The 12,858-nt window shown below is 59.6% G+C and carries 15 protein-coding genes and 1 riboswitch; of the genes, 3 read left to right on the top strand and 12 right to left on the bottom strand.

The features are described from left to right. Window positions 1-86: 86 nt before the first annotated feature. Window positions 87-312: riboswitch (cobalamin riboswitch) on the bottom strand. A 67-nt stretch (window positions 313-379) separates the two neighbouring features. The 9 genes from HBN63_RS05945 to ttcA all read right to left on the bottom strand — a co-directional run bounded on the left by HBN63_RS05945 (window position 380) and on the right by ttcA (window position 7,098). Further along, window positions 380-973, bottom strand: a complete 594-nt coding sequence (locus HBN63_RS05945) for an MliC family protein (protein WP_170048752.1) — start codon at window positions 971-973, stop codon at window positions 380-382. 106 nt (window positions 974-1,079) lie between these two features. Next, on the bottom strand, window positions 1,080-2,345 hold the full coding sequence (locus tag HBN63_RS05940; protein WP_170048751.1) for an alpha/beta hydrolase: 1,266 nt from the start codon (window positions 2,343-2,345) through the stop codon (window positions 1,080-1,082). A 64-nt stretch (window positions 2,346-2,409) separates the two neighbouring features. Continuing rightward, the gene (locus HBN63_RS05935; RefSeq protein WP_170048750.1) at window positions 2,410-2,730 is read right to left on the bottom strand and encodes a hypothetical protein; all 321 of its coding nucleotides are present in this window, start codon (window positions 2,728-2,730) and stop codon (window positions 2,410-2,412) included. Window positions 2,731-2,736: 6 nt separating this feature from the next. Continuing rightward, entirely contained in the window at window positions 2,737-3,399 is a 663-nt protein-coding gene (locus HBN63_RS05930; RefSeq protein ID WP_170048749.1) for a class I SAM-dependent methyltransferase, read from the bottom strand. A 26-nt stretch (window positions 3,400-3,425) separates the two neighbouring features. Beyond that, a complete protein-coding gene (locus tag HBN63_RS05925; RefSeq protein ID WP_167144815.1) occupies window positions 3,426-3,950 on the bottom strand; it encodes a C40 family peptidase in 525 nt (174 codons plus the stop codon). Window positions 3,951-4,110: 160 nt separating this feature from the next. After that, window positions 4,111-4,725, bottom strand: a complete 615-nt coding sequence (locus HBN63_RS05920) for an NlpC/P60 family protein (RefSeq protein ID WP_160087398.1) — start codon at window positions 4,723-4,725, stop codon at window positions 4,111-4,113. A gap of 76 nt (window positions 4,726-4,801) precedes the next feature. Then, entirely contained in the window at window positions 4,802-5,560 is a 759-nt protein-coding gene (locus tag HBN63_RS05915; RefSeq protein WP_170048748.1) for an NAD-dependent deacylase, read from the bottom strand. 10 nt (window positions 5,561-5,570) lie between these two features. Next, window positions 5,571-6,242: a DNA-3-methyladenine glycosylase I gene (locus HBN63_RS05910; protein WP_160087402.1), complete on the bottom strand. Its 672-nt coding sequence runs from the start codon at window positions 6,240-6,242 to the stop codon at window positions 5,571-5,573. A gap of 31 nt (window positions 6,243-6,273) precedes the next feature. Continuing rightward, a complete protein-coding gene (gene ttcA, locus HBN63_RS05905) occupies window positions 6,274-7,098 on the bottom strand; it encodes a tRNA 2-thiocytidine(32) synthetase TtcA (RefSeq protein WP_090253070.1) in 825 nt (274 codons plus the stop codon). 97 nt (window positions 7,099-7,195) lie between these two features. Here ttcA and HBN63_RS05900 point away from each other — a divergent pair, with 97 nt between their 5' ends. The 3 genes from HBN63_RS05900 to HBN63_RS05890 all read left to right on the top strand — a co-directional run bounded on the left by HBN63_RS05900 (window position 7,196) and on the right by HBN63_RS05890 (window position 9,165). After that, window positions 7,196-7,798: a DNA-J related domain-containing protein gene (locus tag HBN63_RS05900; protein ID WP_170048747.1), complete on the top strand. Its 603-nt coding sequence runs from the start codon at window positions 7,196-7,198 to the stop codon at window positions 7,796-7,798. A gap of 158 nt (window positions 7,799-7,956) precedes the next feature. Next, the gene (locus HBN63_RS05895) at window positions 7,957-8,556 is read left to right on the top strand and encodes a Yip1 family protein (protein ID WP_090253063.1); all 600 of its coding nucleotides are present in this window, start codon (window positions 7,957-7,959) and stop codon (window positions 8,554-8,556) included. Window positions 8,557-8,670: 114 nt separating this feature from the next. Then, window positions 8,671-9,165: a SprT family zinc-dependent metalloprotease gene (locus HBN63_RS05890; RefSeq protein ID WP_170048746.1), complete on the top strand. Its 495-nt coding sequence runs from the start codon at window positions 8,671-8,673 to the stop codon at window positions 9,163-9,165. A 13-nt stretch (window positions 9,166-9,178) separates the two neighbouring features. Here the strand turns inward: HBN63_RS05890 and HBN63_RS05885 are convergent, their stop codons facing one another. From HBN63_RS05885 to HBN63_RS05875, 3 genes are all read right to left on the bottom strand, one after another. Next, window positions 9,179-9,796: a hemolysin III family protein gene (locus tag HBN63_RS05885; protein ID WP_090253058.1), complete on the bottom strand. Its 618-nt coding sequence runs from the start codon at window positions 9,794-9,796 to the stop codon at window positions 9,179-9,181. Between the two features lie 126 nt (window positions 9,797-9,922). Then, window positions 9,923-11,104 carry a CaiB/BaiF CoA-transferase family protein gene (locus HBN63_RS05880; RefSeq protein WP_170048745.1) on the bottom strand — a complete coding sequence of 394 codons (1,182 nt, stop codon included), beginning with the start codon at window positions 11,102-11,104 and terminating at the stop codon, window positions 9,923-9,925. A 90-nt stretch (window positions 11,105-11,194) separates the two neighbouring features. Further along, window positions 11,195-12,832 (bottom strand): AMP-binding protein, encoded by a 1,638-nt coding sequence (locus tag HBN63_RS05875; protein ID WP_170048744.1) that lies wholly within the window; start codon window positions 12,830-12,832, stop codon window positions 11,195-11,197. Window positions 12,833-12,858 lie beyond the last annotated feature (26 nt).

Raw genomic sequence — 12,858 nt, 5'->3', positions numbered from 1 at the left:
CGATCTGGCTGGAAAAAGCATGCGGGGATAGGGAAAGCGCGGGCCTGCGCACAGCGCACACCACACGCCAGCCATCGCCCTCCGCGATGCCGTGGACTGCAGCAGGCCGGTCTCCGGGCTTGTGAGCGAGCCGAATGGCTCACGACCGCACCTTCCCATGCATCACGCACAGTGGTTCTTGCGGCGTTTGACTCACTTACCGTTGCGGGGGCAGCGTCGGAATAGCGGGCGTTCACACGCACAGCGCACCGACTTCCCTGTTTCACCCCGCACACGCAATGCGTTGGGGGCACCTGCTACAAGGCGCGAAGGTTAGAGAGTTCATGATTAAGCGTCAAACGAATGCGCCATTTGGCGCAGACTGCTTAAGCCACCAGGGTTACTTGGCCTGACACTTCATCTCGGGCGAGCCATAGCCCCACACCACGGTCGCCTCCCCCTGGTGCTCCCAGAATGATTCATTGCGCCCCTGATATTTGCTGCCGCTGGCTGCAGGCTGCTGATACATCAACGACACGCTGTCAGCAAACTCGGCCAGCAGGGTCTCAGGCTCGGTGGGGTAGTAGATGACGATGACTTCCTTGGCCGGCAGGCCATCGCATTGAAAACGCACCGGACCGGTCCCTTTCAGTAACGCGTAGCGCGCCTGCAATTCGGCAATCCGCAGGCGATAGCTCTCGGCTACACACTGCTCACGGTCAGCGGCCTTCCAGCAGTCATTGCGGCCTTTTATCCAACCTCTCTGCTCAGCCTTGAGTACAGGAGGATGCTGGTTTGCGGCCTTGGCCGAAGCCTGCTGATAAACACTCGCCATTTTCTGATCAAGTTCGGCCAGAGCAGGCGTCTGACAAATCAGCTCCTCGATACTGCCAGCCGCTACCTTGGCACAGCTGAACGCTGGCTCAGCCGCCTGCAGGGTCGCTAACGGCAGGCCGAGCAGAGCCAAAAGGGCAAAACGCTTAGGGGTGAACATGCTGATTCCTCATCCGCTATCCGTTGGTTTTTACTAGCCGTATCCAGACTTACATCCTGCTGGCACCAAGCTGCATGTTTCGTCACTTAAGGCCAGACCAGAACACCTACCACTGCCCCTTGAGTACCCGCCGGGTTGCTTCACGTACCGTCAGCGGGTAGTCAGTATTCATGTACCAGACTGCCGGGTGCTCGGTGACAGAGAGCGCTCGCTGATCCGGCGGCAGGTTGGTACGCAGCAGCAAGATCACATCACTGCTGACCCAGGGGTGACGGTACCAGTAGTGATGCCCGACGATATCAAAACCGCGCTCGCTGCTATTACCAGACACATCCAGCAGAGTGACATTGTTCAAGTGCCGCCTGCGGGTGAACTGGTGCAGGCTCTGCTCGGCCCGACTGCTGCCAATCCTTGCGCCACCGGGCATCAGGCGCTGCGCGTAATCCAGTGCCTCGTCCTGATCGGACACAGTGATCATCACCTGCTCAGCGACGCGGCTGATTGCCGGCAGACGACCTTCAAATACTTCCTCGGGGACATCCGCAGCGGCAAACACCACCGCGCCAATCCGATAACGCGCTTGCAACTGCGCGGTATTCAAATCCGGATGACGATTCTGGAACGTCTGCAACGCCAGAGATGCCACGCGCCCACCGGCGCTATAGGCGATCAGGTTGATCCGCTCAGCAGCGGTATGTCGCGCCAGCAGCTCGATCAACTGCGCCAACGCCTGGCTAGAATCACGAGCGCGATTCACATCAATGCCAAGCAGATAGCTGGCAATGTTCTGGTGTGACGGCCAGTCGAACGCCAGACCGACAAAGTCGCGCCCGGCAAAATGCACAAGCTCGCCCGTCAGTTCACAGGCATTGGCGAAATCCACCTTTGCACCATGCACATAGATGATGATTTCCTTGTCGCGGGCCTTGTCCAGGGCCAGATTGATCGCATCGACATAGCTCTGCACCGCCGGCGCCAAAGGCACATCAACCGGCCGCTGCACCGGCAGTATCGCTGTTTGCTGAGCCTCAATCAGACTCAGTGGCAGCTCACGCGCGCGCAGCTCGCTGACCGAAGCCGAATGCAATTGCGACCAATCACTCTGCTGATCGCCCAAACGCACCTGGGCACGCCCCAGTTGCAAGGTTGGACTGACGCGATTGCCATAGCCCACGCCCTCTGGCGCCCGAGTAGTGGCGTAGAACAGTGCCACATCGGGCACCCGTTCTGCCGGTGACAAATGGGCGAAAGGATCGATAGCAGCCTGGTGATAAATCACCGGCGTACTCATCAGCATCAGCGGCGTTGGCCCAGCACAGGCGCCCAACAACAGAGCAAGGCATACATATGACAGCGCGCGTAAACAGGTCATCGGCAGTCGCCACTACTAAGGGGTCATAAGGTCATCACAAACAAGCAGCAAGCCTAGCCGCGATTCAATGTCTGGGCATAAAGCCCGCCGGCTTGCTGGCCAGCCACTCGACAAACGTACGTAGGCGTTCGTCGCTGAGCAGGCTGTCGCGATTGTTATAGGTCAGCGCCAGCTCCTTTTCGCTGAACAACCGGTGGATCTGGTTGTGGCAGGCGCGGCAGACCCAGAGCGTGGCGCTGATGCGCTCGCTTTTGCCGAAGCGCTTCTGCACATAAACCTTGTTGTGCAGCGCCTTGGGGATCAGATGGTGACGCGTCAAAGCGGCCGCACGGGCGCAGAGCTCGCAGGCATCAGGTTGTTCGGGCAGACGAATCGCTTCAGGCATACGGGTTCAGCGTTTACGGCACAGGCTCAAACCGTCGCCCAACGGCAACAGGGACAGGTCGATGCGCGGATCATCCCGCAGCGCCAGGTTAAGCGCCTGAATGGCTCGGGTGTCGTCGCTTTCGGGGTTCTGCTCAAGCACACGTCCGCTCCACAGGGTGTTATCGAACAGGATCAGTCCACCCTGGCGCACCAGGCGCAGGGCATGTTCCAGATAGGCGAGGTAATTGGCCTTGTCGGCGTCGATAAACAGCAGGTCGATACTGCCAGCCAAACCTTCAGCGTCTAGCTCCGCCAGGGTCTGGAGAGCAGGCGCCAAACGCTGTTCGATACACCCATTCAATCCTGCTTCGCGCCAGTAATGCTCAGCTGTAGCGTTGTATTCGCCGGGAATATCACAGCAGATCAGCCGCCCACCCTCAGGCATGGCCTGGGCCATGCAAATGGCGCTGTAGCCGGTAAAGGTGCCGACCTCGACAATCCGCCGCGCTCCCGTTAGCTGCACCAGCAAGGCCATAAACTGCCCCTGCTCGGGAGCAATCTGCCAACGCGCCGTACTCAGCTGCGCGGTTTCCTCACGCAGGCGTTTGAGCAGCGGTGTTTCACGCAGGGAAGCATCCAGCAGGTATTGATACAGGGCGGAATCGAGATTGAGCGTTCGATTGGTCATGCCTACTCCCTCTGAAACAAAAGCTGTCAGGGGTTGCGCGCCAGTTCCGGGGTGAACACGCGCTTGGCATTCAGATAAGTGCGTTGCCAATACGTATTGCTCAGGCTATCCAGGCGTACGGTGCCGCCGCTTGAAGGTGCATGAACAAAACGGCCATCGCCGACATAGATGCCAGCATGGCTAACCTGGCTGCCGCCATTAGTGGCGAAGAACACCAGATCACCACTTTGCAGGCGATCACGGCCGACAGTCGGGGCGCGCATGCTGATCAGCTCGCGGGTCGAACGTGGCAGTTTGATGCCCGCCGCATCGCGGTAGACATAGCCAATCAGACCGCTGCAATCAAAGCCGCCATCCGGGGTATTGCCGCCGTAGCGATAGGGTGTCCCGACCAAACCGAGAGCACGAAAAAGCACATCTTCAGCATTGCCGTTAAAGCTGCTGATGGGTGCATGCACAACAGGTTTGGGGGTTGGCGTGGGAGCATTGCTGGCGCATGCACTGAGAAGCGCGGCAAGCACAATCAAGCTGAGACGGGTGATAGCGGTCATGGACGAGCGATCCTGAGCCGGGATGCGCCCTACTCTGCCGACTTGCACATCGTAGTGCAAGCTTTAGCTTTGCTTGGCAGGTTGTTGAAAATTATCGAGATAGGTCTGGAGTATCAGTTAATCGCAGCGACCGAACAGATTCGGTCGCCACTCGCAGGGCTCATGGGTGACGTACAACCGACTCGCTTGGCGCCAGCGCCAGGGCACGTTTGGCCTCGATAAAGGTACGCGACCAGTAACGATCATCCAGACTATCGACCCGCACGCCACCGCTACGGCTGCTGCTGGAGTGGATAAACTGGTTATCGCCCATGTAGATGCCGGCATGGCTGACGCGATTACGGCCACTGGTGCTGAAGAACAGCAGATCACCCGGCTCCAAGTCATCACGCGACACCAGCGGTGCGTCGATATTGATCATGTCGCGGGACGAGCGCGGCAGTTTCATGCCCAGCTCTTCCTTGAACAGATAACCGATAAAGCCGCTGCAATCGAAGCCGGATTTCACCGAGCTGCCACCATAACGATAACGGGTACCCACCAGCGACAGACCATGAGTCAGGATGCTGTCAGCCAGTTGCGGCAGTTTGTAGGATTTGTCTTCAGTGAAGTCGCCCAGAGCCGCTTCTTTGGCTTGTTCGTCAAACTCGGCAAGTTCTGTCGAGGAGAACACCGCAGGCTGGGTTGCCAGCTCTGGCTGTGGGGCATGGTTGGCGCAGGCGGCCAAAACCACGGAGAGTGCGATAGGCACGAGGGGTGCGAGGCGTTTGAGCATGGGCACGACCGTGTCGGTGAATTTCACAAGAGCGTGACTATGCCCTCTATGGCATGCATTTGCAAATTCTATGGCTCTAAATGTGACTCAGTAGTTCCGGCAAAACATCTAATGCCCGCCCTTGCAGATGCACATCCACCCGGGCACTCAAGTCGGTTCGTTGCGGGTTGATTTCCACGGTTAAACCACCCGCCTGGTGGGTCCGCAGCAGCGGCTCGACGATATACGGGAAGCTCGCGCTGGTGCCGATGCTGATCACCACCTCAAAGCCTTTGCGCACTTCGGTATAGAGCGTGTCGATGGCCTGCTCTGGGAGCATTTCTTCGAACAGCACCACGGGCGGACGCAGCACCCCGGCGCATTGCCGGCATTTGGGCGGCAGCGGCCGTTCAAGGTGTTCCGCCAGCTCGGTATCGACAGCGCCACAGGACTGGCAATACAGCGGCGCCAGCTCGCCATGAATCTCGATCACCCGCTGCATCGGGCTACCAGCGGCGCGATGGTAGCCGTCGATATTCTGGGTCAGCAGCCAGCACTGCGACTTTCTGCGCTGCAGCTCGGCAATCGCGTAATGCCCGGCGTTGGCCTGAGCGCCCAGGCAGGCCTTGCCCAGCTCCGCCAGGTATTTCCAGCACAGCGCCGGATCACGCTGCAGCATCGAGCCGGACAACGCCGCCTCAATCGGCAAACCTTCAGCGGTGTGGCCGTTATACAGGCCGCCAAGGCCGCGATAAGTGGGCAAACCGGAATCGGCGGACAGCCCAGCACCGGTAATCAGCAGGATGCGTTCAGCCTGCTTGAGCTGCTGTGCGACCTTCTTGATTGCCCGCTCCATCGCCAGCCCCTCAGTGGTTGACCGTATGCGCCAGCATCACCGACAGCTGGCATAGCGGCCGCCCGCTCTGCTCCTGCCATTGGTTGAACGCGGCCTGCACGGCGGCCCGCTCTTTTAGGCTGGTCGGCACCTTGTCGATAATTTTCTGCGCCTTCAGCGCGGCAACCATGTCATCACTAGGGACGAAAGTGTCCTTGCCAACCATGCGCAAGAACCGCGGTGCGGACAGCCCGCCTAACTGACAGCCATGTTTGGCCAAATACTTCCATAGGCCAACGATATCGCTCACGGGCCAATCAGCAATCAGCGCACCAAAACTGCCCTTCTCCTTTTGTACATCAAGGATGAACTGGGCATTGCGCGGCACACTCTTGAGCTTGCCCAGGTGACGGATGATGCGCGCATCCTGCATCAGGTTTTCCAGGCGCTCGGCGCCCATCAGCACCACTTTCTCCGGATCGAAACCGAAGAACACCTGCTCGAATGCAGGCCACTTGGCATCGACCAAGCTGTGCTTGAGGCCCGCGCGGAACACCCGCAGGCTGAGCACTGAGAGGTAGCGATCATCACTGATCGCGCGCAACTCATTAGCAGTGCGCGGCTGCGGCAGGATCGACTCCAGCGCAGCGACCGAGCCGAAACGGTTCAGGCAGTACTCATGCAGCCATTTGTAATCACGCATCGGGCATTCCTTGAGGCGGAAAACTGCTGGATCAGAGGTTCATCACATCAAGGAAGCGCGGTGTGGCGCTGTCGTCGATCTTCAGGCTCTTGAAGTCGAACAGGTTGCGGTCAGCCAGCTGCGACGGTACTACGTTCTGCAGAGCGCGGAACATGATCTCGGTGCGCCCCGGCGACTTGCGCTCCCAGTCCTGCAGCATCTCCTTGACCACCTGGCGCTGCAGGTTTTCCTGAGAACCACAGAGGTTGCACGGGATGATCGGGAATTCCTTGAGCTGGCTGTAAGCCTCGATATCCGCCTCATTGCAGTAAGCCAGCGGGCGAATCACCACGTTGCGGCCGTCGTCGGCGCGCAGCTTGGGCGGCATGGCCTTGAGCGTGCCGCCGTAGAACATATTGAGGAAGAAGGTTTCCAGAATGTCGTCGCGGTGATGCCCCAGGGCCATCTTGGTCGCGCCGATCTCATCGGCAAAGGTGTACAGCGTGCCGCGACGCAGGCGCGAGCACAGCGAGCAGGTGGTTTTGCCCTCCGGGATCTTCTCCTTGACCACCGAATAGGTGTCCTTCTCGACGATGTGATACGGCACACCGATGGACTCCAGATAGGCTGGCAGCACGTGCTCGGGGAAGCCGGGCTGCTTCTGGTCCATATTCACCGCTACGATCTCGAACTTGATCGGCGCGACCTTCTGCAGGTGCAGCAGCACGTCGAGCATGGTGTAGCTGTCCTTGCCGCCAGACAGGCAGACCATGACCTTATCGCCGTCCTCGATCATGTTGAAGTCGGCAACGGCTTCGCCGGCCTGACGACGCAGGCGCTTTTGCAGTTTGTTCTGATTGACCGAGAGGGTGCCCATGGTGCGCTGGAATCCGGAAGTCGTTGAAGAGACGACATTTTACGCAGAAAGCGTGACGTGCCCTACCCCAGAGTTGCTGAAATGCTAGGCTCGACCGATGAATGACGACTTCGACCCGGGTCTCGACTTGCCCGAACAACTGCACCAGCTGCTGCGCGCGGTCCCTGAAGGCCTCGGTGAATACCAGCTGATCCAACAATTGAAAGCCCGCCAGTGTGTGCACATCCCCAATCTGCCACTGACCGACAAGCTGGTGCTATTCCGCACCCACTTTCTGCTGTTCAACGCCCTCTACCGGCTGCGTGAACGGCTGTGGACGACGCAGAGCGGTCACCTGCAGATCAGTGCGCTGAATATCCAATTGCTGCCCTATCAACCCGGAAGCGCGGAACTGAGCGAACACGACCCGCTGCGTGACTATTACCTCGATCTCAGCCAGCTCAACAACACCGACGAGCAGGATGTAGCCAAGCTGCTATTGAGTTTCTGGACTCGCATGCAAGGCAGCGAAGAGAAACAGGCGGCGCTGGAGCTGTTCGAGCTCGAAGGCAGCGCGCAGACGCTCAATCTCGCCATGATTAAGCACCGCTACCGACAACTGGTGAGCCTGCATCACCCTGATCGCGGCGGTAACACGGCGCGCCTGCAGTCGATCAACAAGGCCATGGAAATCCTCGAACGCTATTACGGACGTGCTTGAGAGTCCGATTTGCTCTAACACCCAGCCTTTGCCAATCGTAACCACTGCCTATACTGCGACATACGGTCGCATAGGTTCGGCCCTGTACCTGATGACGCTGCACACGCGAATCAGGCGCTGCGCTGGGGGGCGACCGCTATAAAAACAGGAGGTCTGGCATGATCCATCACGTTTGGGGGCTATTCACCCATCCTGACCAGGAATGGCAGGAAATCCGTGGCGAAGAAGAAACCATCAGCCACATGTATCTCACCCACGTACTGATTCTCGCGGCAATTCCCGCAGTTTCGGCCTATATCGGCACCACCCAGGTCGGCTGGGCAATCGGCGATCGAGCGCCGGTGATGCTGACCGAAGCCAGTGCGTTGCAAATGACCGTCATGACCTACCTGGCGATGCTTGCCGGGATTGCAGTGATGGGCGCGTTTATCCACTGGATGGCACGCACCTACGATGCCAGTCCGAACCTTACGCAATGCGTGGTATTTGCGGCTTATACCGCTACACCGCTGTTTATCGGTGGCTTGGCGGCGCTCTATCCACATCTCTGGCTGGCCATGGTGGTGGGCACGGCGGCCATCTGTTACACGGTTTATCTACTCTACGTCGGCATACCGACTTTCATGGGCATACCCGAGGATGAAGGCTTCATGTTCTCCAGCTCGGTGCTCGCTGTAGGTTTGGTGGTGCTGGTGGCGATGATTGCCAGTTCGGTGATTCTCTGGGGCTTTGGGGTCGGTCCGGTCTACACCAGCTAACGCAACACTTGATGACACAAGATGAAACCACCTGCGGGTGGTTTCGTCGTTTCAGGGCTGTGATCGCTGAGCTGCTTGGGCATAATCGCTGCCCCGATCCTGATCACCGCACTTATGTCCGAACACCTTCTAAGCCGCGTAGAACAGTGCTACCAGCAGGCTGAAGCCTTTTTCAAACGCCCCTTTGCCCGCGCCGAGGTGAGTTTCAAGCTGCGTGGACAAAAGGCCGGTGTGGCTCACCTGACGGAAAACAAGCTGCGCTTCAACCCGCAGCTGTACCGGGAAAACCGCGAAGACTTTCTCAAACAGACCGTGCCGCATGAAGTGGCGCACCTGATCGCGCATCAGCTATTCGGCCTGAAAATCCAACCCCATGGCGAGGAATGGCAGTTGATCATGCGCGGCGTGTATGAGCTGCCGCCCAATCGCTGCCACAGCTATGCAGTTCAGCGGCGCACAGTCAGCCGCTATATCTACCGTTGCAGCTGCCCTCAGGGCGAGTTTCCGTTTTCAGCCCAGCGTCATGCACTGGTCAGCAAAGGCCGGCGCTACTACTGCCGGCGTTGCAAAGTGACCTTGAGCTATACAGGCGAACAGCGCGTCGAATAAGCCGATGTTGGCATTAGAGGACGTAACGCAACACCGCGACAAAGTGCATCAGGCTGCCGCCCATGACAAACAAGTGCCAGATGCCATGCCAATGGCGAAAGCGGCTGTCATAGGCGAAGAAGATGATCCCCACGGTGTACAGCACCCCGCCACCGGCCAGCCAGATAAACCCCTCCATGCCCAGGGCAGCGATCAACGGTTTGACCGCAATCAACACAATCCAGCCCATCACGGCGTAGATCACAATCGACAACACGCGCGCCTCGGAGCGTGGCTTGATCTCCTGCAGCATGCCGATGATTGCCAGCGTCCAGACAATGCCAAACAACGTCCACCCCCAGGCACCTTCGAGGGTGATCAGGCAAAACGGCGTATAACTGCCGGCGATCAGCAGGTAGATCGACAGGTGATCGAGCTTGCGCATCAGCACTTTCGCCCGTCCCTGCACGCTGTGATAAAGCGTGGAGATGCTGTAGAGCAGCACCAGGGTCAGGCCATAAATCGCCACACTGATGATCGTACGCAGCTCACCGTCCAGGCTCGCCAACACCAAGAGCCACACTGCACCCGCGCAGGCCAGAAGCGCCCCAACCAGATGGGTCCAGGCGTTGAAGCGTTCCCCGTGATACATGTTTTCCGTTCCCAAGCCGCAGTATGGCGAAAATGCATCAGGCTTATGCCGGAAAACTCAGCGTTTGACGAGTGTCAGTGTGCATCCCGCAGGTGACGGGATTCCGCTAACGCCTGCATCACTCGCTCAGACCACCACTTTAGCTGCCTTGAGCTGGGCGATCTGCTCAGTGCTGTAGCCCAGCTCTTTCAGTACTTCTGCCGTATGTGCGCCCAGGGTTGCGCCGATATGCCGGGGCGCGGGCAAGCCGCTGGAGAATTTGATCGGACAGGCGATCTGCGCCTGTGGGGCGTTGCCTGTACGCGGCACTTCGGTGACCAGACCGCGCGCCTTGATCTGCGGATGTTTGACCGCTTCACTGAGGTTGAGCATCGGCTCGACGCAGGCATCCAGGCCGGCGAATACCTGACTCCACTCTGCAAAGTCGCGTTTCTCGAACTCGATTTCAATCTCACGCTTAAGCGCTTGCTGATCCTCCGGCTTCTGCGACAGCCCGCGCGCAGCCAGCTCCGGGCGGCCGATGGCGGCGCAGAACTGCTGCATAAACTGCGGCTCCAAGCTGCCGACCGAGAACCAGCGGCCGTCGCGGGTGCGGTAGTAGTCGTAGAAGCTGCCGCCATTCAGCGCCTGGTTTTCCATCGCCGGTTCCACGCCAGCGGCCAGATAGCCCGCGCCGGCCATGCCATGCAGGCTGAAGGCGCAGTCGGTCATGCTGATATCCACCTGCTGCCCCTGCCCCGTGGCCTGACGCTGGATCACCGCCGCCAGCAGGCCGATCACCCCGTGCAGCGAGCCGCCGGCAATATCAGCCGCCTGAATGCCCAGTGGCAGCGGCCCGGTTTCACGTCGCCCGGTGTAACTGGCGATGCCGGCCAGGGCCAGGTAGTTGATGTCGTGACCGGCGCGATCCTTGTATGGGCCGCTCTGGCCGTAACCGGTAATCGACACATAGATCAGCTTCGGGTTGATCGCCTTGAGCGCTTCGTAGCCCACACCGAGTTTATCCATCACCCCAGGACGAAACTGCTCCAGCACGATGTCGTACTCGGCCACCAGCTGCTTGACCATCTCCACCGCTTCGGGCTTTTTCAGGTCCAGGGCGATGCAACGCTTATTGCGGTTGAGGTAGGCGTGGCTGGCCGATACGCCGCCGTCATGCGGCGGCAGTACACGCACCAAATCCATGCGCGAAGGCGACTCGACCCGCAGCACTTCCGCGCCCATGTCGGCTAGCAGCAGCGAGGCAAAAGGCCCGGGCAACAGGGTGGAGAAATCCAGCACTTTCAGTGACGACAACGGGCCTTGCATAACAGCTCCTCAGGGATCTCAATCCCGTAGCCCGGATGCAATCCGGGGAATATCAACAGGCTCCCGGATTGCATCCGGGCTACTAAGCGCTCACTGCCAATGCAGCGGCTGCTTGGCATCCAGCTCACTGAGCTGATCGGCAAAGCGAGCTTCCAGTACGTTGCGGCGAATCTTCATGGTCGGGGTCATGCAGCCGTTGTCCACGGTCCAGGCCTCACGCACCAGCACAAAGTGACTCACCCGCTCATGCGCTTGAAGCTGCGCATTGATCTGTTGCAAGGTCTGCTGCAAGTCCGCGGTGACTTGCTCACGCGATTGCTCGCGGGCCGCCGGCGACAGCTCGATCAGCGCCAGCGGCTGATCAAGATTGCTGCCCATCAGGCACACCTGCTCGACCCAAAGGTTCTTGGCAATCTCACCCTCAATCGGCGCCGGGGCGATGTACTTGCCCTTGCTGGTCTTGAAGATGTCTTTCACACGCCCGGTGATTTTCAGGTAACCGGCCGCGTCGACCTCGCCCTTGTCACCGGTGTGCAGCCAGCCATCGGTGATGGTTTCGGCGGTTTTCTCCGGGTCCTGGTAATAGCCCAGCATCAGACTGGGGCAACGCAGGAGAATTTCGCCATTCTCGGCGATGCGCAATTCATTACCTGGCATCGGCCGGCCCACGGTGCCAAAACGCACCTGCCCCGGCCGGTTGAAACAGCCATAGGCCAGGTGCTCGGTCATGCCGTAGCCCTCGCAGATGGTGATGCCGATGCTCTGATACCAGTCGAGCAAGGCGCGTGGAATCGCCGCCGCGCCGCTGACCAGAATGCGTGCACGATCCAGGCCCAGGCCCTTGCGAATCTTGCGCGCCACCAGGCCACCAATCAGCGGAATACCCAGCAGCCGTGCCAGCTTGGGCTGCGGGAGTTTTTCCAGCACGCCCTGTTGAAAACGCGTCCATAGCCGTGGCACGGAGAAGAACACGGTTGGCCGCACATGGCGCAGGTCGCTGGCAAAGGTTTCCAGTGACTCGACAAAGGCCACCCGTCCACCGCTGTACAGCGCATTCATCTCCACCAGAAAACGCTCAGCGGCATGCGACAGCGGCAGGTAGGAGAAATACTGATCCTGCTCGGTAATCTGCAGTTCCTTCACCGAGCGCCCGCCGGCAATGGCAAACGCCTTGGCCGAGAGCATCACGCCCTTGGGCTGGCCGGTGGTGCCGGAGGTATAAAGAATGCTCAGCAACTCATCCGGTAACTGCGAATGACCATCGCGTAACGGCTGGTGCGCTGCCAGCAAGGCATGCCAGCCGTGGTTGGCCTCGATGGTCGGGTACGGCATGGCGATACGCATGACCTCGGCCGGAATACCCGGCGCGAGCTTGGCTGGCTCATCCAGCTTGCCGAGGAAGATCGCCTTGCACTGCGAATGGCGCAGCACGTAGTCGATGCTCTCGGCCGATTGCAGCGGATACAACGGCACGCTGATCAGCCCGGCGAGCATGATCGCCAGGTCGGCGATGATCCACTCGGCGCAGTTCTTCGCCAGTAGCGCCACCCGATCCCCCGGCGCACAGCCCAGCGCATGCAAGGCAGTGGCCATTCGCCGCGCCTGGTCGTCCACCTGGGCCCAGGTGAAGTCATGCCACTGGCCGTTTACCGGCTGGCTGAGCCAGACCGCATCCGGGCGTTTTTCAACCCAGAGCGCCAGGCGCTCCAGGGGCAGTTGATCGGTCATCGCAATCCCTCGTTCTTATTGTTGTA

The organism is Pseudomonas sp. WS 5011, assembly GCF_012985775.1.
Classification (GTDB): domain Bacteria; phylum Pseudomonadota; class Gammaproteobacteria; order Pseudomonadales; family Pseudomonadaceae; genus Aquipseudomonas; species Aquipseudomonas peli.
The sequence above is the reverse complement of the archived record's forward strand: the minus strand, read 5'-3'. Positions and strand labels throughout refer to the sequence as shown.